The sequence below is a fragment of the Pseudomonas sp. GW456-L12 genome (genome assembly GCF_059424045.1).
The window spans coordinates 139,734-158,045 of the sequence record NZ_JBWKZA010000002.1 but is presented as its reverse complement, the minus strand read 5'-3'; the positions used below and the strand labels follow the sequence as shown (position 1 = coordinate 158,045).

Here is an 18,312-nt window from a genome sequence, read left to right as displayed (position 1 = left end):
GCCATTTCGAGAAGGGCGGGGCTGTTCGATCGGGTTATCCAGTCAGCGGTCCTGCGCGTCCTTGGCGTCCGCTTCCGCGTTGCGTTCAGCAACGCGCTTGCGTTGCTCATCGGTCAGTTCCACCTTGTTGGCGGTGTCGCGCAACATCATCAGACCGCCAACGATCGAGCCGATTGCAACGACCAGAATCAACCAGGCATACCAGGGCATAGGGCTCTCCTTGAGGGCATACCGGCGGGCGAGGAGTTTCGCCCGTCAAGTTGCCATACCACTTCGAGTTACAGCGTTTTGCAGTGGTTCCATTGTAGGCCTGATCTGCCCCGGCAACCTCTCTTGCATCAATCTTCTCGAAGGTTGCATTCGGCCTTGCAAGCCAACTACAGAGAGATGCCATCCCCTCGGAGCCCGGTCAGCATTGCATCCGCCGGCGCATCGGCGCGCAGTTGCGCGGTCAGTTGGAAATAGATGAAACCGGCCACCATGAAACCGAGGAAGATCAGGCCGATCAGGCTGTTGAACCAGGCCATCGCTACCAGGCAGACCACGGCCAGTGCCAGGGCTATGGCCGGGACCAGCGGGTAGCCCGGTGCGCGGAAGGTGCGTTCCAGCTGCGGCTCGGCCTTACGCAACTTGAACAGGCTGAGCATGCTCATGATGTACATCACGATGGCGCCGAATACGGCCATGGTGATCATCGCCGCGGTCAGGGTCATGCCTCCCAGGTTGATCAGGCCATCGCTGTAGATGGCGGCGATGCCGATCAGGCCGCCGGCGATGATGGCGCGGTGCGGCGTCTGGAAGCGTGACAGCTTGGCCAGCGACGCCGGCAGATAACCGGCGCGGGCGAGGGCGAAGAACTGCCGCGAGTAGCCAAGAATGATGCCGTGGAAGCTCGCCACCAGGCCGAACAGGCCGATCCACACCAGCATGTGCAGCCAGCCGGAGTTGTCCCCGACCACGGCTTTCATCGCCTGGGGCAGCGGGTCGTTGATGTTCGACAGGGTGCGCCAGTCGCCCACGCCGCCGGCGAAGAACATCACGCCCATGGCCAGCAGCACAAGGGTCAGAATGCCGCTGATGTAGGCCTTGGGGATGGTGCGTTTCGGGTCCTTGGCTTCTTCGGCGGCCATGGCCGCGCCTTCGATGGCGAGGAAGAACCAGATGGCGAACGGAATCGCCGCGAACATCCCGGCAATCGCCGGCGCGCCGAAGGTGTCCGAGCCCGCCCAGCCGTTGAGGGCGAAGTTGCTGAAGCTGAAGGCCGGCGCGACCACGCCCATGAACACCAGCAGTTCCGCCACCGCCAGTACGCAGACCACCAGCTCGAAGGTGGCGGCGAGTTTGACCCCGAGGATGTTCAGCCCCATGAACACAATATAGGCGCCGACCGCCGCATGCTTCGGGTCCAGGGCCGGGAACTGCACATTCAGGTAGGCACCGATCGCCAGGGCGATGGCCGGTGGCGCGAAGACGAACTCGATCAGGGTCGCCAGCCCGGCGATCAGCCCGCCTTTTTCACCGAAGGCCCGGCGGCTGTAGGCAAAAGGGCCGCCTGCATGGGGAATGGCGGTGGTCAGTTCGGTGAAGCTGAAGATGAAACAGGTGTACATGGCCGCGACCATCAGCGAGGTCAGCAGAAAGCCCAGGGTGCCGGCGACGCCCCAGCCATAACTCCAGCCGAAGTATTCCCCGGAGATCACCAGCCCGACCGCGATCCCCCATAAATGCAGCGTGCCCAGCGTTGGTTTGAGTTGTGTGTTCATGCGTGGCTCCCGGAACGGAATGAAATGCTCGGGACTGCTCACTGCACCGCTCATGCCAGAGCGAAAACGGCCGTCGTAAAGCGCAAAAAGCTGTCGTATCGAGGATGTTTCCAGTTGTTTCGGGGCCGAAGGCGCCTGGGTTGGTGCACAGCGGTGCAACAGAGGAGGGCGGCGGAGCCTGGAGGCGCGCGATCGCGAGCAGGCTCGTTTCTACGTGCATCGTGCTTTTCCGGTGCAGCAGCAAACCGGCTGGCGATCCCTCCCCCTGGCCACGCCGATGGCCGGTGTAAATCCCGCGTAAAGCCTTTCTTTACGCTTTCTTTATGCGTCGCCCACGCCCTCGATCTCGTTCCTTTACAGCCTCCCTGCGGACAATGCCCCACACGCGGCGATTGCCGTACGACGGAGAGATTCCATGAGCGTTCTGGACGGGGTGTCCCTGCTGCTGGCAGTGGGGCTGTTCATCTATCTACTGGTTGCGCTGTTGCGCGCGGATCGGAACTAGGAGCGGCTATGCACAGTTATGACTATTGGCTGATCCTCGGCTTCTTTGCCTTGGTGCTGCTGCCCGCGCCTTTCCTGGGGCGGTTCTACTACAAGGTAATGGAGGGCCAGCGCACCTGGCTGACGCCGCTGTTGGGGCCAGTCGAACGCGCTTGTTACCGGCTTTCGGGCGTCGATGCGCAAAGCGAACAGAGCTGGCAGAAATACACCCTGGCCCTGCTTGCGTTCAACCTGGCCGGCTTCTTGTTGCTGTTCACGATTCTGTTGTTCCAGGACCATCTGCCGCTCAACCCGCAGAACCTGCCGGGGCAGGAGTGGACGCTGGCATTCAACACCGCGGTCAGTTTCATGACCAACACCAACTGGCAGTCCTACAGCGGTGAAGCCTCCCTGAGCTACCTGAGCCAGATGATCGGCCTGACTGTGCAGAACTTCGTCAGCGCCGCCACCGGTTTGGCGGTGCTGGTTGCACTGTGTCGTGGCATCGGCCGCAAGTCGACCAAGACCCTGGGCAACTTCTGGGTCGACATGACCCGTGCCACCCTCTACGGCCTGCTGCCGCTGTGCCTGCTGCTGGCATTGTTCCTGGTCTGGCAGGGCGTCCCGCAAACCTTCGCCCAGTATGTCCACGCTGTGACCCTGCAAGGTGTCGATCAGGTGATTCCATTGGGCCCGGCCGCCAGCCAGATCGCCATCAAGCAACTGGGCACCAACGGCGGGGGCTTCTTTGGCGTCAACTCGGCGCATCCGTTCGAGAACCCGACGGCCTGGAGCAACCTGTTCGAGGTGGCCTCGATCATCCTGATCCCGGTGGCCCTGGTGTTCACTTTCGGCCACTACGTCAAGGATCTGCGCCAGAGCCGGGCGATCATCGCCTGCATGCTGGCGCTGTTCCTGATCGGTGGCGCGACCTCGCTGTGGGCCGAGTACCAGCCCAACCCGACCCTGAACAACGTCGCGGTCGAGCAGACCGCGCCGCTCGAGGGCAAGGAAGTGCGTTTCGGGACCACCGCCACCGTGCTCTGGTCGGTGACCACCACCGCGGCCTCCAACGGTTCGGTCAACGGCATGCATGACAGCCTCAGTCCGCTGAGCGGCATGGTCGCGCTGATCAACATGATGGTCGGCGAGGTGATCTTCGGCGGCGTCGGCGCGGGCCTCTACGGCATGCTGCTGAACGTGCTGATCGCGGTCTTCCTCGCCGGCCTGATGATCGGGCGCACCCCGGAATACCTGGGCAAGAAGCTGCAGGCCAAGGAAGTGCAGTTGCTGGTGGTGACGCTGATGGTGATGCCGGTCGGCGTGCTGGTACTAAGCGCCATCGCCGCGAGCCTGCCGGGGCCGGTGGCGGCGGTGAGCAACCCTGGCGCCCACGGTTTCAGCCAGTTGCTGTACGCCTACACCTCGGCCAGCGCCAACAACGGTTCGGCCTTCGCCGGCCTGGGCGCCAACACCCCGTTCCACAACCTGATGCTGGGCCTGGGCATGTTGATCGGCCGCTTCGGCTACATCCTGCCGGTGCTGGCCCTGGCTGGCAGCCTGGCGCTGAAAAAGACCGCGCCGGTCGGCCAGAACAGCTTCCCGACCCATGGTCCGCTGTTCGTCACGCTGCTGACCATGACCATTTTGCTGGTGGGCGGGCTGACCTTTTTGCCGACCCTGGCGCTGGGACCGATTGCCGACCACTTGAGCTTGGCTGCCTTTGGAATGAAGGGCTGAGGACTTAATGATGAATATGCATGTTCCTGCCTCCAAGAAGGCTGTAACCGAAATGCCCGGCGCTAAAACCGCGGCCTCGAAACACACTGCTGCCGAACAACAGAAAACCTCGATCGCAGCCCTGTGGCGTCCGGCGCTGGTACAGGCCTTCGTCAAGCTCGACCCACGCCAGTTGCAACGTTCGCCGGTGATGCTGGTGGTCGAGCTGACTGCGATCCTGACCACGGTACTGTGCCTTGTGCCGGATACCGCGGTGCCGACCTTCGTCGCCGCGCAGATCGCCCTCTGGCTGTGGTTCACCGTGCTGTTCGCCAACTTCGCCGAAGCCCTGGCCGAAGGCCGTGGCAAGGCCCGCGCCGACAGTCTCAAGGCTGGCAGCGAAGGCCTGAGTGCACGCCTGAAAAAGGCCAATGGCAGCTTCCAGGTGATCCCTGCCGCCAATCTGCGCAAAGGCGACGTGGTGCGGGTCGAGGCCGGCGAGATGATCCCCGGTGACGGCGAGGTCATCGAAGGCATTGCCGCGGTCAACGAAGCGGCGATCACCGGCGAGTCGGCACCGGTCATCCGCGAGTCCGGCGGCGATCGCTCGGCGGTGACCGGCAATACCCGGCTGGTGTCCGACTGGTTGCTGGTGCGTATTACCAGCAATCCGGGCGAATCGACCCTCGATCGCATGATCGCCCTGGTGGAAGGCGCCAAGCGCCAGAAGACCCCGAACGAAGTGGCCCTGGATATCCTGCTGATCGGCCTGACCCTGATCTTCCTGATCGTGGTCGTGACCCTGCAGCCGTTCGCCCACTTTGCCAATGGCAGCCTGCCGCTGGTGTTCCTGGTGGCGTTGCTGGTGACCCTGATTCCGACCACCATCGGTGGCCTGCTGTCGGCCATCGGGATCGCCGGGATGGACCGCCTGGTGCGGCTGAACGTGATCGCCAAATCCGGTCGTGCCGTGGAAGCGGCGGGTGACGTGCATGTCCTGCTGCTGGACAAGACCGGCACCATCACCTTCGGTAACCGTCGTTGCGCGGCCATCCACGCAGCGCCCGGGGTCAACCACCAGGAAATGGCCGAGGCGACCTTGCTGGCCTCGCTGGCGGACGACACGGCGGAAGGCAAATCCATCGTCGAATACCTACGCGGGCTTTATCCACAGCCCGAGCCGGGCGCCGAAATGCTGACCGCCGTGCCGTTCAGTGCCGAGACCCGGCTGTCCGGTGTCGACTATCAGGGGCGGGTCTATCGCAAGGGCGCGGTGGATTCGGTGCTGGACTTCGTCGGTCTGCAACGGGGCGACCTGGCCCCGGCGCTGTCCCGGGAGATCGACAAGATTGCCCAGAGTGGCGGCACGCCGCTGCTGGTGTGCGCCGAGGGCAAGCTGCTCGGCGCCATTCACCTCAAGGACGTGGTCAAGCCCGGTATCCGCGAGCGTTTCGCCGAGTTGCGCAAGCTGGGGATCCGTACCGTGATGGTGACCGGCGACAACCCGCTGACCGCCGCCGCCATTGCCGCGGAGGCCGGGGTGGATGACGTGCTGGCCGAAGCCACGCCGGAGAAAAAGCTGGCGCGCATTCGCCACGAGCAGAACGACGGCCGCCTGGTCGCCATGTGCGGCGACGGCGCCAACGACGCCCCGGCGCTGGCCCAGGCCGACGTCGGCATGGCAATGAACGATGGCACCCAGGCGGCGCGCGAAGCGGCGAACATGGTCGACCTCGACAGCGATCCGACCAAGCTGCTGGACGTGGTGCAGATCGGCAAGGAGCTGCTGGTGACTCGTGGCGCCCTGACCACCTTTTCCATTGCCAACGACATCGCCAAGTACTTCGCGATCTTGCCGGCGCTGTTCGCGGCGATTTATCCACAGCTCGGCGTGCTCAATGTCATGCAACTGAGCAGCCCGCAGAGCGCGATCCTCTCGGCGATCGTGTTCAACGCCCTGATCATCGTCGTGCTGATTCCGCTGGCCCTGCGCGGCGTGCGGGTGCAGGCGGCCAGCGCGGCCCATCTGCTGCGCCGCAACCTGCTGATCTATGGCCTGGGCGGGATCCTGGTGCCGTTCCTGGGCATCAAGCTGATCGACATGCTGCTGACGGCTTTGCATCTGGTGTAACCCTGCGACCCTGTAGGAGCCAGCTTGCTGGCGATAGCGTCAACCCAGTGCAGACGCACCGCATCGCTAGCAAGCGGGTTCCTACGGAGTCCGGGTAAACCCGTTAACCGAATCGAGGATTTGATGATGTCCACAGTATTGCGTCCGGCCTTGAGCCTGATTGTGTTGATGACCCTGATCACTGGCGTGGCCTATCCGCTGGTGGTCACCGGTGTGGCCCAGGTGGCGTTCCCGAAACAGGCCAATGGCAGCCTGGTGCTCGATGGCGTGGGCCAGGTCCGTGGTTCGGCCCTGATCGCCCAGGATTTCAGCGGCGACAGCTGGTTCCACCCGCGTCCATCGGCCGGGGCCTTTGCCACGGTGTCCAGCAGCGCGAGCAACCTGGCGCCGAGCAACCCGGCCCTGGCCAGCCGTGTGATCGACGACGCCAACAAGCTGGCGGTGCCAGGGCAGGGGCCGGTACCGCTGGCGCTGCTGACGACTTCGGGCAGCGGCCTGGATCCGCACTTGCCACCGGCAGCGATTAACTATCAACTGGCGCGGGTCGCGGCGGCGCGCAACCTGCCGGTCGCCACGTTGCAGCAACTGGTGGATGCCCATGTCGAGCAGCCTCTGATCGGCCCGCCGGTGGTGAATGTGCTGGCCTTGAACAGGGCGTTGGAAAAGCTCGCCCTGTAGCCAACTGCTACAAGTTTGTATGTCGATGATTTGAGTCCAGAGAGAACAATGCATGAGTGATTCCGGCCGCGCCGACGCCCTGTTAGCCGATCTGTCCCATGACGGCCGTGGCCGCCTCAAGGTCTTCCTTGGCGCCGCCCCGGGCGTCGGCAAGACCTACGCCATGTTGCAGGCGGCGCACACGCAATTGCGTCAGGGGGTGACGGTCCTGGCCGGGGTGGTGGAAACCCATGGCCGGGCGGAAACCGAAGCCTTGCTCGGCGGTTTGCCGCAACAGCCGCTGGTGCGCTCCGAATACCGCGGGGTCATGCTCGAAGAGATGGACCTCGACGGCCTGCTCAAGGCCAAGCCCAAGCTGGTATTGGTGGATGAACTGGCCCATACCAACGCCCCCGGCAGCCGGCACGCCAAGCGCTGGCAAGATGTTCAGGAACTGCTGGCGGCCGGTATCGACGTCTTCACTACGGTCAACGTGCAGCATCTGGAAAGCCTCAACGATCAGGTCCGCGGCATTACCGGGGTGCAGGTCCGCGAGACCCTGCCCGACTGGGTGCTGCAGGAAGCCTACGAGTTGCTGCTGGTGGACCTGCCGCCTCGAGAACTGCTGGAGCGCCTGCGCGAAGGCAAGGTGTATGTACCGGAGCAGGCCCGGGCGGCGATCGATGCGTTCTTCACCCAGACCAACCTCACCGCGCTGCGCGAGCTGGCGATGCAGGCCGCGGCGGCGCAGGTCGACGACGATCTGGCCCAGGGGTATCGCAAGCTCGGGCAGGCCGCGCCGGCGGTGCGCGGACGCTTGCTGGTAGGGGTCGACGGCGATGCCCAGGCCGAGCGCCTGGTGCGTCATGCCAGCCATGTCGCCCGGCGGCGGCATCTGCCCTGGAGCCTGGTGCATGTGGATGACGGCCGGGTGCCTGACGAGCAAGCTCGCCAGCGCCTGCAAAGTGCCCAACAACTGGCTGAGCGCCTGGGCGGCGAGGTGGTCCTGCTGCGGGCCGGCGAGGTGGCCAAGACCCTGATCCAGCATGCCGCGGAGCGGCGCGCCAGCCTGGTGCTGGTGGGGCAGTCACGCAAACGCCTGCGCCGCCGTTTGTTCGGCGGCGGTCTGGCGGCGCGCCTGCTGCGCAACGCCCAGGGCCTGGAAATCAACGTGCTCGACAGCGAGGACGAACCCGGCCAGCCGCGCCTGCGGGTGGAACGTTCGCTGGTCTGGTTCGACTACGCCCTGGCGGTCCTGGCGACGGTCCTGGCTTCGGGGCTGTCGTGGGCGGTGGCGAGCGTGCTGGCGTTGCCGAACATCTCCCTGGTGTTCCTCGCCGCAGTGCTGCTGGTGGCGGTGCGCAGCAGTCTCGGGCCGGCACTGGTGTGCGCGGCGTTGTCGTTCCTGACCTACGATTTCCTGTTCATTCCGCCGACGTTCTCCTTCGCCATCCAGCGCGAGGAAGACGTGCTGACGCTGCTGTTCTTCCTGTTGATGGCGGCCCTGACCGGCAACCTGGCGGCGCGCCAGCGTCGGCAGTTGCAGGCATTGCGCGACACCCAGGAAGAAACCAGCGAGCTGCTGGACCTATCGCGCAAGCTCACCGCCGCCACCGACCGGCAGGCGGTGATCAGTGCCGCGGCGCAGCACCTCAATGGCTGGAAGGAATTGCAACTGTGCCTGCTCAATCGCGACGGGCAGGGCGGCTGGAAGGTCGAGACGGGTGGGCCCTTGCAGTTTTCCGAGTCCGAACGGGCCGCCGCCGACTGGGCCTGGCAACACGATCAACCGGCCGGGATGGGCACCGGAACCCTGCCTTTCGGGCGCTGGTGGTGGTGGCCGTTATCCGTCGACGAGGGCCCGCTGGGCTTGCTTGGAGTCTGTCCGAAAGAAGGCGAGGAGCTCAACGCTCAGCGTCGTCGCCTGTTGAGTGCCTTGAGCCAGCCCCTGGCCCAGGCTTTGGCCCGGGCACAGTTGGCTGAGGATCTGGAAGCGGCGCGCCTGCACGGCGAGACCGAGCAATTGCGTAGTGCGCTGCTGGCCTCGGTGTCCCATGACCTGCGTACCCCCTTGACCTCGATGCGCGGCAGCATCGACAGCCTGCTGGCGCTGGGGGAGGCGATCCCCCTGGAAGACCGTCGCGAACTGCTCGAAGGCACGCGGGATGAGGCCGAGCGCCTGGATCGCTACATTCAGAATCTGCTGGACATGACTCGTCTCGGCCATGGCTCGTTGAAGCTGGCGCGAGACTGGGTGGCGCCGGCCGATATCGTTGGCAGCGCGCTGAATCGCCTGCGAGTGGTGCTGGCGCCGCTGCGGGTCAGCACCGAATTGCCGGCCGAACTGCCGTTGCTGTTCGTGCATGCGGCGCTGATCGAACAGGCGCTGATCAATGTCCTGGAAAACGCCGCGCGCTTTTCACCGGCCAACGGCCGTTTGCAACTGAGTGTCGGGACCCGCGATACCGAGCTGCTGTTTGCCGTGAGCGACGAGGGGCCGGGAATTCCAGTGGAAGACCGGCCGCGGATTTTCGACATGTTCTACACCGCGGCACGGGGCGATCGCGGCGGGCAGGGCACCGGCCTGGGGCTGGCGATCTGTCAGGGCATGGTCGGTGCCCATGGCGGGCGCATCACGGTGGGCGAGGGGATTGACGGGCGTGGTACCTGCATCACCTTGTGCCTGCCGCTGCAGGCGCAACCCGAGCTTGAAGGAGAGGCCTGAGTGCCGGTAAAAAAGCGTCAATCCAACGAGGCCAGGAGGGCCGCACATGTTCTTTACGATCCAGAGCCACGCCTGCGCTACTCTTGCGCCACTTATTTGTCTTGAAGCGAAACCATGAGCCAGACCGCGACCATCCTGGTCATCGATGACGAGCCGCAGATCCGTAAATTCCTGCGCATCAGCCTGGTGTCCCAGGGCTACAAAGTGCTCGAAGCCGGCACCGGCAACGAAGGCCTGGCCCAGGCGGCGCTGAACAAGCCGGACTTGCTGGTGCTCGACCTCGGCCTGCCGGATATGGACGGCCAGCAGGTGTTGCGCGAGTTTCGCGAGTGGTCGGGCGTACCGGTGCTGGTGTTGTCGGTGCGGGCCAGCGAAGGGCAGAAGGTCGAAGCGCTGGACGGTGGCGCCAACGACTACGTGACCAAGCCCTTTGGCATCCAGGAGTTCCTGGCGCGTATTCGTGCGCTGTTGCGCCAGGCGCCCGTCGGCGAAGCGCAGGAAGCAGCCCTGGATTTCGGCCCGCTGACCGTGGACCTGGCGTATCGCCGGGTACTGCTCGACGGTGCCGAAGTGGCGCTGACGCGCAAGGAATACGCCGTGCTGGCGCAACTGGCGCGGCACCCGGGGCGGGTGATCACCCAGCAGCAACTGCTCAAGGATATCTGGGGGCCGACGCACACCGAGGACAGTCACTACCTGCGTATCGTGGTCGGGCATCTGCGGCAGAAGCTGGCGGACGATCCGACTCGGCCACGCTTTATCGTGACCGAGGCCGGGGTGGGGTACCGGTTGCTGGGGGCGGAGGAGTGAGCGGGCTGCTGATAGAGGGATCGTGACGCTCTTTCAATTCAGTTCGTTCTCGTAGCGGTCCAGGGTGTCGCTGGCAATTTCCCGTCCCAGTGCGATCAGTTCCGGAGCCTTGTAGAACTCGAAGAAGCGGCACACCCGCTTGGGCACGTTGATCAGGATGTCCGGCGGGTAGCCGGCGATCTTGTACTGGGCCAGCGAGGTCTGCATGACCTCGAAGCTCTGGTTGATCAGGTCCAGCAGGGAAGCGGGGCCGACGTTATCGATAATGAACGAGCCGGTGGCCGATTTCGGGGCACCATCGGTTTCCGGAGCCGCGGCCGGTTGCTGGGCCTCGGGCTCGGCGGATTCGATCCAGGGGTTGCCGATGTCGGCAGCCTCGCTGCGCAGCGCTTCCTGTTCGAGCAGCAGCAGTTGTTCGGCTTGCTTGCGGCGAAAGGGCAGGTGCGAGCCCAGGGAGTTGATCAGGCTGTCGAAGCGGCTCTTGAAGGCGGCGGGGCGTTGGATCACCGGCAACTGGTAACGACGCTGGTTGGTCGAGTTGAGGTTGACGGCGATGATCAGGTCGCAGTGGCTGGAGACCACCGGCACGATGGGCAGCGGGTTGAGCAAGCCGCCGTCCACCAGCATGCGATTGCCTTGCATGACCGGGGTGAAGAGGCTGGGGATCGCCGCCGAAGCCCGCATGGCCTGGTGCAGACAGCCTTCCTGGAACCAGATTTCCTGCTGGTTGGTCAGGTCGGTGGCCACGGCGGTGTAAGGGATGCGCAGGTCTTCGATGTTGATTTCGCCGACGATCTTGCGGATCTGGCCGAATACTTTCTCCCCGCGTATCGCCCCCAGGCGAAAGCTGACATCCACCAGCCGCAGCACATCCAGATAGTCCAGGCTTTCGATCCAGCTGCGGTAGTCGTCCAGTTTGCCGGCGGCGTAGATACCACCGACCACCGCTCCCATGGAACAGCCCGCGACACAGGCAATGTCGTAACCACGTCTTTCGATTTCCTCAATCACCCCGATGTGGGCGTAACCCCGGGCACCACCAGAGCCCAGGACCAGTGCGACACGCTTCTTCATGACTCGATCCTTCGCCAGACAGGTTTCCACAATGCACCCATCGAGGGTCTCGGTTCAATCACTGACGGCCTCTGCGGGCCCTGGATAGAGGGATTTTTTCCAGTGTTTTGCCGCATGGGGTTATGCTCGCGCGGCTATATTTTCCCTGACGAGCCAAGGCACTTTTAGTGGCGGCGATCGTCTTACGTTCACGATTGTTTTTATTGTTCGCAATTGCTTCTTATCGTTCACGACTGTTTCCCCCCTACCTTGAGGTGTCATTGATGAAAGCCTGGATCTGTCTACCGTTGATTGCATTGGTACTCGGTGGTTGTGCTGGCAAGACCGCCTATCGCGACAGCTGCGGTACGCAACTGGATGCGGCCTGGCATGAACTGGACCTGGCCAAGGCCGAAGGTTTCGCTGGCACAGTCAGCTATTCCAAGGCCCTGTCGCTGCTGACCGGGGCCAAGACCCAGCAGCAATTCGAAGCCTTCGAGGGCTGCACCAAAAAAGCCGAGAAAGCCCGTTTCTATATTCGTGAGTCGCGCGCCGGCCGCTGATCGCAAGGCTGTCGTTTGCCGCTAGACTGAAGAGCGCTCTTCAGTTTCCGTCTCGCAGGCGTCGTGAGCGCGCCTGCCAGTCATGCCAGGGCCCGGCCGCAGTCTTTGTGCTGCGAGCCGGGTCATTCGTTTCGGGAGTCAATGATGTCTGCCTTGGTTGATCGGTTGGTGGCACAGGTGTTGGGGCTGGAGGTGCGCTTGCTGGCGTGCCAGGCGCGTTTGCAGGCGGTGACCGACCCCGAGGCGCTGCACGATCTGCGTACCACGGTGCGCCGCTTGCGCAGCCTGTTGCGAGCGTTGCGCGGCTTGCCTGGTGTCGAGCAACTGGAAGCGGCGGCTTCGGCGGTAGGGCAACTGACGACGCCGTTACGCGACCGTGAGGTCCTGGCTGCGTACCTGCATCAGCATGACTACCATCAGGCCGCGGAACGCCGTACCGCGGGGCTGGCGGATGAATACCGGACAGTGGCGACGGGCTCCGAACTCCAGCAGCTGCTGCTGGTGCTGGATGCCTTCCCGCGTTTCCTGCGGGCGGCGCAACGTCAGGAGCTGTTGCGCGGTTTGCGCAAGCGCATCGAAAAGCGCCTGTCCAAGCAATGGAAGGCACTGGACGAGGCCCTGCACGATCCGGCTCACGATCGGCATCGTTTGCGCCTGCTGATCAAGCGTGTGCGCTACGCCGCCGAGGCTTATCCCGAACTTGCCGAACTGTCGCCCAAGGCGGTCTCTCGCTTGAAGGCCGCTCAGGGCGCGCTGGGCGACTGGCATGATTGCTGGCAATGGCTGGCCCAGGCCGAACGGCAGGCGGACCTGTTGCCTTGTGTTCCGGTCTGGCACGCCACCATGCACAAGGCCGAGGTTCGTGCCGATCGGGTGCTCGACAAGCTGAGCGCGGCCTGTTTCCGTAGCTGACTCCCGGCTGGCGGCTTATCTGTCAGTCTTTTTGGCGGGAACAAGTGCTTTACGCGTGTGCACTGCTGGTTAAGATCCTCGAACCCTTTTCTTGATCAGAGGTGCTCATGCGCTTTTGCGATTTGCTCGATGCCGTCCGCCACCAACCGTTGGAACTGTCGATTCCAACCGAGTGGGCGCAGGGGCGGGCCAGTTTCGGCGGATTGGTGGCGGCTTTGCAGTATGAAGCCATGCGCGCAAAAGTCCCCGCCGAACGTCCGGTGCGTTCACTGGCGATCACCTTTGTCGGTCCGGTCACCCCCGATGTGCCGGTCAGCTTTGAAGTCGAGGTGCTGCGCGAGGGCAAGGCCGTCAGCCAGGTGCTGGGGCGTGCGGTGCAGAACGGTCAGGTAGTGACCCTGGTACAGGGCAGTTTTGGTGCCTCTCGGCCGTCCGAGGTGACGGTTGTCGCCGAGGAAGCGCCCAGCATGAAACATTGGGACGAGTGCCCGGAACTGCCTTACGTCAAGGGCGTGACGCCGGAGTTCATGCGCCATCTGGCAATGCGCTGGAGCATCGGTGGCATGCCGTTCACCGGCAACAAGTCGCGGGACATGGGCGGTTGGGTGCGCCTGCGGGGCGACGTGAAGGAAGAGCCCATGACCGAGGCGCATATCCTCGCACTGGTGGACGCCTGGCCGCCGGCCTTGTTACCACACCTGACCAGCCCGGCACCCGGCAGTACCCTGACCTGGACCATTGAATTCGTGCAGCCGCTGCTGGCGTTGAGCACCCTGGACTGGTGCAAGTACCGGGTGAATATCGAACATGCCTGTGACGGTTACGGGCATGCGGCCGCGGCACTCTGGAGTGCCGAAGGCCGGTTGATTGCGCTCAGCCGGCAGACGGTCACTATCTTCGGTTGAACTCCTCTCAATGCCGGTGGCGCTTGCGCCATGCACGCCACCAGGCGCCGCTGAGGACGAAGCGTGGAAAGGTCACGAATTGTTCTACCAGCAGGCGCTGGACTGCATCTTTACGGTCACTGAACGGCTCGGCGGCTTGGGCCTCCAGGCTATGGCCGTGACGCTGCAGGCCCAAGGCTGCGATCAGGCCGACCACGCCGATGGCGACGTTGGTGAAGCTCAAGCCGAATACTCCTGAAACCAGCAACAGAAAGCCGACGATGAACAGCGGCACTGCAATCAGGTGCAACACCAGGTTGGTCGGGTTGCAGTGGTTATGCGGGTAGGAGCGCCATTGCCAGGCGGGGAGGTTGGGGTGACGTTTACCCATGACAGTGATCCTTGATTCGTAGAAGCCTATGTATCAAAGGATAGGCCCCACGCGAGGGGGCGGCGAATCAAGGCTGGCTATGGGGGCGATAGCTTGGCAAGGGTTTCGCCGCGGCAGGGAGGCTGATCCTGCTGCAACGAAACTCGCGGTTTTAAAGCTTCAACTGACCGATGGCCTTGCTCAACTCTCCGGCCAGGGTCGCCAGTTCGTTGCTGGTGGTCGCCGAGTCGACGGTCTGTTGCACCGTGTTTTCGGTGACGTCGCGAATACTCACCACGGCGCGATTCATTTCTTCCGCCACCTGGCTTTGCTGCTCGGCGGCCACTGCAATCTGGGTATTGCTTTCACGCATCTGCGCCACGGCCGTGGTGATTTCCGCCAGCGCTGCGCCAGCTTCCTGTGCCTGCTGCACGCAATCGTCTGCCTTGAACGAGCTTTCCTGCATGAAGTCCACCGCGTCGCGGGTACCTGCCTGCAGGGCGGAGACCATCCGGGTGATTTCGTCGGTGGAGGTCTGCACCCGCTTGGCGAGGTTGCGTACTTCATCGGCGACCACCGCGAACCCCCGGCCCATTTCACCGGCGCGCGCCGCTTCGATCGCGGCATTGAGCGCCAGCAGGTTGGTTTGCTCGGCAATGCTGTGGATCACGTTGACCACGCCATTGATCTTCTGACTGTCCTCGGCCAGGCGCTGGATCATCTCGGCGGTCTGTTGCACGCCGCTGGAGAGCCCGGAAATGGACTTCTGCACGCGGCTGACCACTTCCTGGCCGCTGCCGGCGAGGACATCGGCGGCCTGGGAGCGATCCCGGGTGGCGCCGGCGTGCTGGGCGATGTGATAGACGGTGGCGGACATTTCGTTGATCGCTGTCGCGGCCTGATCGGTTTCGCTTTGCTGGCCCAGCATGCCGTGACGCACATCGTTCATGCTCGATGCCAGGCGCGCGGCGCCGATATCCAGTTGCCGGGCGGTATTGGCGACGGTGTTGACCACCCGCTGATAACCCGCCTGCATCGCATTGAAGGCGCTGGCCATCTGGCCGACCTCGTCCGTGCACGACAGGGGCACGCGGGCCGACAGGTCGCCGGTCTTCTCCACATGCAGCATCACATCCTTGAGGGTGTTCAGTTGGCTGAGCAGGAAACGGATCAACAGTTGCGAAGCACCGAGCATCGCCAGCATCAGAATGAACACGGCCACCGCGTACTGGCTGAAGCGTTCGCTGAACACCTGATGCAGGCTTGGCCCATGGGCAAGCACCGCAACCCGTTGGCCATCGGCCCGGGGCAGCACCTGCGCGCCGATCAGTGGGTTTTCGCCGAACAGCGGCATTTCATCGAAGGCCACCCATCCATTGGCATTGCTCAACTGCGGCAGGGAGCGCTGGTCGAGGCTGGGGATCTGGCCGGCCGCGAAGCTCAGCAGATTCTCGGCATGGGGCAGCGCTTGCCCGGAGGGCCATGCGCCGAGCAGGCTCGCCTGGGCCTTGGCGTTGTTTTGTGAGGCCTGGCTACGCGCTTGCTGCTCCAGCTGGACGGCGTACAGGACCAGTAGCAGGGTGGTCACGAAGGCGACCGCATTGACCGCCCAGAACTTGTATTTCAATGAGATATTGCTGAGCCAGGCACCCATGGAAGGTCTTCTCTGATTAAGCGGAACAGTATTGGCAAGGTGCCATTATTGTGCCGCTATGCAGAGAGTTAAATCTTGATATGCGTCAAGCAATCTCGGGCAAGGCGAAGAAGGCACGGGCGTTGGCGGTACTGTGGGCCGCCAGCTCTTCCTGGCTCTCGCCGCGATGCAAGGCCACCTCGCGCAACACTTCGGTCAGGTAGGCCGGTTCGTTGCGACCGTTCTTCGGCTTGGGGCGCAGGCTCCGGGGTAGCAGATAGGGGGCGTCGCTTTCGAGCATCAGGCGACCGCGGGGAATCTCTCGTACCAGCGGGTGCAAGTGAGTGCCGCGGCGCTCGTCGCAGATCCACCCAGTGATGCCAATGTGCAGGTCAAGGTCCAGATAGTTGAACAGCGCGCGCTGTTCGCCGGTGAAGCAATGCACCACCGCGGCCGGCAAGCGGTCACGAAAGTCGCGGACTATTTCCAGCAGGCGCTGGCTGGCATCGCGTTCGTGGAGGAAGACCGGCAGTTGCAGTTCAACGGCCAGGGCCAGGTGTTCCTCCAGCACTTTTTCCTGTTGCCCTCGGGGGGAGAAGTCCCGATTGAAGTCCAGGCCGCATTCGCCCACGGCCTTGACGCTGCTTTCCTTGAGCAGGCTGCGCAAGCGCTGTGCGCTGTCGGCATTCCAGTCGCTGGCGCAATGCGGATGAATCCCGGCGGTAGAGAACAGTTGGCGGCCACTTTCATCCAGTTGCCGCGACAGCTCGAGTGCCTGTTCGCTGCCCTCGACACTGGTGCCAGTGAGCACCAGTTGGCAGACGCCGGCGGCATAGGCACGGTCCAGTACTGCGCGATGTTTTTCGGCGAAACTTGGATTGGTCAGGTTGACGCCGATATCGATGAGTTGCATGGTGCTATCTCCGCCTGCGGCCGGAAAGCATATCAGAGCTGTAGATTTATAAGAAAAGCTAAGAACTACAACGAGTTGAAGCTGTCTCTTGATGCCGGAAGAAAGGCTGCGGTTGGTTTGCCAGCCGTGGTTGTGCCAGTCTTTCGCATCTTGTCAGCGCTCTAGGCGCTCTGTTTCTGTCGCCCGCGTTTTCGCCATTGCTCGAAAACCCGGACAGTATTCTTCCCGGAGAGCGGATGACGCGACCCTCGGTTTTGCTAGCGTTGTGCTTGTTGTTGCTGCTGCCCCTGCCGGCGGTAGCACGCTTGGCTGGCCCTCCGGAAGCGGCCGTAGCGGGCAAGGTTCGCGACCTGGCGGACATTCGCAGCAGCCGGGTCTTGCGCGTGCTGGTCAACCAGAGTCGCAATAGCTCCGGTGAAGTCCAGGGCCAGGCCATCGGTGTCGAATATCACCGTCTGCGCGCCTTTGAGCAGTACCTCAATGGTCACGCTCGCGACGGTCAGGAAATCAGTCTCAAGATCATTCCCAAAGCCAAGGATCAATTGCTCGGTGCGCTGCAGCGTGGCGAGGGGGATCTGGTCGCTCCAGGAGAGTTGTTGGAGGCGCTACCGGGGCAAGCGGTAAGCCCCAGTGAACCGGTCGCCAGCAACGTGCCGTTGCTGCTGGTGGGAGTCAAGGGCGAGCGGCGCTACACCCGGCCTGAACAGCTCTCCGGCAAGACCCTGGCGCTGACCACAGGCAGCGCTGCCGGGGATGCGGTGAGCCAGATCAATCAGAAGCTGGCGCTGCATAAGCTGGCGCCGGTCAAGGTCGAGTGGGTCGATCCGAGCCTGGCAGTCGAAGATGTCCTGGAAATGGTCCAGGGCGGGATCTTTCACCTGACCATCGTCGAGAAGCCCATTGCCGAGCGCTGGGGCAAAGTTCTGCCGAAGCTGCGTTTTGATCGGCAACTGGTCATCAGCGAGCCTGGCGAGGAGCACTGGTTCGTGCGGCGGGATGCCTCGATGCTGCGGGCGAGCATCGATCGTTTCCTGAAGGTCTACAAGGCTCCGGCGGATCAGGATGTTGCGTTCTTACGCATCTATCGACGCCTGTATCAGGTGCATAACCCTTTGACCCGGGCCGATCGCCAGCGCCTGGAAAAATTGCGCCCGGTATTACAGAAGCATGCCGATGCCCAGAACATGGACTGGTTGAATCTGGCGGCGCTGGCCTTCAAGGAGTCGTCGTTGCAGCCCTCTGCCAGAAGCGGCAGCGGCCCGACCGGCCTGATGCAGATCACCCCGTCAGCCGCCCAGCGGGTAGGGGTCAATAACATCCAGACCCTCGATAGCAATGTGCTGGCCGGAGCCAAGTACCTGGCGTTGATCCGGCGCAAGTTCTTTTCCAGTCCCAAGCTCAACGAGCGCGAGCGTATGGCATTTGTCCTGGCGGCCTACAACATGGGGCCGGAGCGAGTGCAGGGTATGCGGACCGAAGCCCGGCGACGCGGGTTGAACCCCAATCAGTGGTTTTTCCAGGTCGAGCGCATTGCCATGGAACAGGTCGGAATGGGCGCCGTCAGCTATGTTAATAGCGTCAACAAATACTATTTGGCCTTTGACCGGGAACGCGAATCGTTGGAGCCGCAAGCGCGTAAGGTCGTCTCAAGGAAATAATCGATAAAATTGATTGTTATATTGCTATTTTTGCACTT

Annotated in this window: 16 protein-coding genes; 10 read left to right on the top strand and 6 right to left on the bottom strand. The window is 63.3% G+C overall.

Annotation, left to right across the window (positions count from 1 at the left end; all coding sequences use genetic code 11):
• Positions 1–42: 42 nt before the first annotated feature.
• Together AC07Y9_RS03165 and eat are read right to left on the bottom strand one after the other, a co-directional pair.
• Positions 43–210, bottom strand: coding sequence for a DUF2897 family protein (locus AC07Y9_RS03165; protein WP_007931351.1), 168 nt, complete (start codon positions 208–210; stop codon positions 43–45).
• 167 nt (positions 211–377) lie between these two features.
• A complete protein-coding gene (gene eat / locus AC07Y9_RS03160; RefSeq protein ID WP_102679120.1) occupies positions 378–1,763 on the bottom strand; it encodes an ethanolamine permease in 1,386 nt (461 codons plus the stop codon).
• A gap of 415 nt (positions 1,764–2,178) precedes the next feature.
• On the opposite strand from eat, the gene kdpF reads away from it, so the two are divergent.
• The 6 genes from kdpF to AC07Y9_RS03130 all read left to right on the top strand — a co-directional run bounded on the left by kdpF (position 2,179) and on the right by AC07Y9_RS03130 (position 10,288).
• Positions 2,179–2,268 carry a K(+)-transporting ATPase subunit F gene (gene kdpF, locus AC07Y9_RS03155; RefSeq protein ID WP_007899818.1) on the top strand — a complete coding sequence of 30 codons (90 nt, stop codon included), beginning with the start codon at positions 2,179–2,181 and terminating at the stop codon, positions 2,266–2,268.
• Positions 2,269–2,276: 8 nt separating this feature from the next.
• Positions 2,277–3,986 carry a potassium-transporting ATPase subunit KdpA gene (kdpA, locus tag AC07Y9_RS03150; protein ID WP_007931354.1) on the top strand — a complete coding sequence of 570 codons (1,710 nt, stop codon included), beginning with the start codon at positions 2,277–2,279 and terminating at the stop codon, positions 3,984–3,986.
• A gap of 10 nt (positions 3,987–3,996) precedes the next feature.
• Positions 3,997–6,096 (top strand): potassium-transporting ATPase subunit KdpB, encoded by a 2,100-nt coding sequence (kdpB, locus tag AC07Y9_RS03145; protein ID WP_494990490.1) that lies wholly within the window; start codon positions 3,997–3,999, stop codon positions 6,094–6,096.
• Between the two features lie 126 nt (positions 6,097–6,222).
• A complete protein-coding gene (gene kdpC, locus AC07Y9_RS03140; RefSeq protein WP_037005296.1) occupies positions 6,223–6,774 on the top strand; it encodes a potassium-transporting ATPase subunit KdpC in 552 nt (183 codons plus the stop codon).
• Between the two features lie 52 nt (positions 6,775–6,826).
• Positions 6,827–9,478, top strand: a complete 2,652-nt coding sequence (locus AC07Y9_RS03135) for a DUF4118 domain-containing protein (protein WP_101338720.1) — start codon at positions 6,827–6,829, stop codon at positions 9,476–9,478.
• Positions 9,479–9,592: 114 nt separating this feature from the next.
• Positions 9,593–10,288: a response regulator gene (locus AC07Y9_RS03130; protein WP_007931358.1), complete on the top strand. Its 696-nt coding sequence runs from the start codon at positions 9,593–9,595 to the stop codon at positions 10,286–10,288.
• A gap of 33 nt (positions 10,289–10,321) precedes the next feature.
• Here the strand turns inward: AC07Y9_RS03130 and AC07Y9_RS03125 are convergent, their stop codons facing one another.
• Entirely contained in the window at positions 10,322–11,362 is a 1,041-nt protein-coding gene (locus AC07Y9_RS03125; RefSeq protein ID WP_007931359.1) for a patatin-like phospholipase family protein, read from the bottom strand.
• A 263-nt stretch (positions 11,363–11,625) separates the two neighbouring features.
• Here AC07Y9_RS03125 and AC07Y9_RS03120 point away from each other — a divergent pair, with 263 nt between their 5' ends.
• The 3 genes from AC07Y9_RS03120 (at position 11,626) to AC07Y9_RS03110 (ending at position 13,721) form a co-directional block, all read left to right on the top strand.
• The gene (locus tag AC07Y9_RS03120) at positions 11,626–11,904 is read left to right on the top strand and encodes a hypothetical protein (protein ID WP_007931360.1); all 279 of its coding nucleotides are present in this window, start codon (positions 11,626–11,628) and stop codon (positions 11,902–11,904) included.
• A 144-nt stretch (positions 11,905–12,048) separates the two neighbouring features.
• On the top strand, positions 12,049–12,816 hold the full coding sequence (locus AC07Y9_RS03115; RefSeq protein ID WP_102679633.1) for a CHAD domain-containing protein: 768 nt from the start codon (positions 12,049–12,051) through the stop codon (positions 12,814–12,816).
• 107 nt (positions 12,817–12,923) lie between these two features.
• Entirely contained in the window at positions 12,924–13,721 is a 798-nt protein-coding gene (locus tag AC07Y9_RS03110; protein WP_102679632.1) for an acyl-CoA thioesterase, read from the top strand.
• A gap of 7 nt (positions 13,722–13,728) precedes the next feature.
• Here the strand turns inward: AC07Y9_RS03110 and AC07Y9_RS03105 are convergent, their stop codons facing one another.
• The 3 genes from AC07Y9_RS03105 to AC07Y9_RS03095 form a co-directional block, all read right to left on the bottom strand.
• Positions 13,729–14,091 carry a terminase gene (locus tag AC07Y9_RS03105; RefSeq protein WP_102679631.1) on the bottom strand — a complete coding sequence of 121 codons (363 nt, stop codon included), beginning with the start codon at positions 14,089–14,091 and terminating at the stop codon, positions 13,729–13,731.
• A gap of 151 nt (positions 14,092–14,242) precedes the next feature.
• Positions 14,243–15,724 (bottom strand): methyl-accepting chemotaxis protein, encoded by a 1,482-nt coding sequence (locus tag AC07Y9_RS03100; protein ID WP_102679630.1) that lies wholly within the window; start codon positions 15,722–15,724, stop codon positions 14,243–14,245.
• 85 nt (positions 15,725–15,809) lie between these two features.
• Positions 15,810–16,616, bottom strand: a complete 807-nt coding sequence (locus AC07Y9_RS03095; protein ID WP_102679629.1) for a TatD family hydrolase — start codon at positions 16,614–16,616, stop codon at positions 15,810–15,812.
• A gap of 236 nt (positions 16,617–16,852) precedes the next feature.
• Between AC07Y9_RS03095 and AC07Y9_RS03090 the strand changes: the two genes are divergently transcribed.
• Positions 16,853–18,274 carry an MltF family protein gene (locus AC07Y9_RS03090; RefSeq protein WP_102690476.1) on the top strand — a complete coding sequence of 474 codons (1,422 nt, stop codon included), beginning with the start codon at positions 16,853–16,855 and terminating at the stop codon, positions 18,272–18,274.
• The last annotated feature ends 38 nt before the right edge of the window (positions 18,275–18,312 follow it).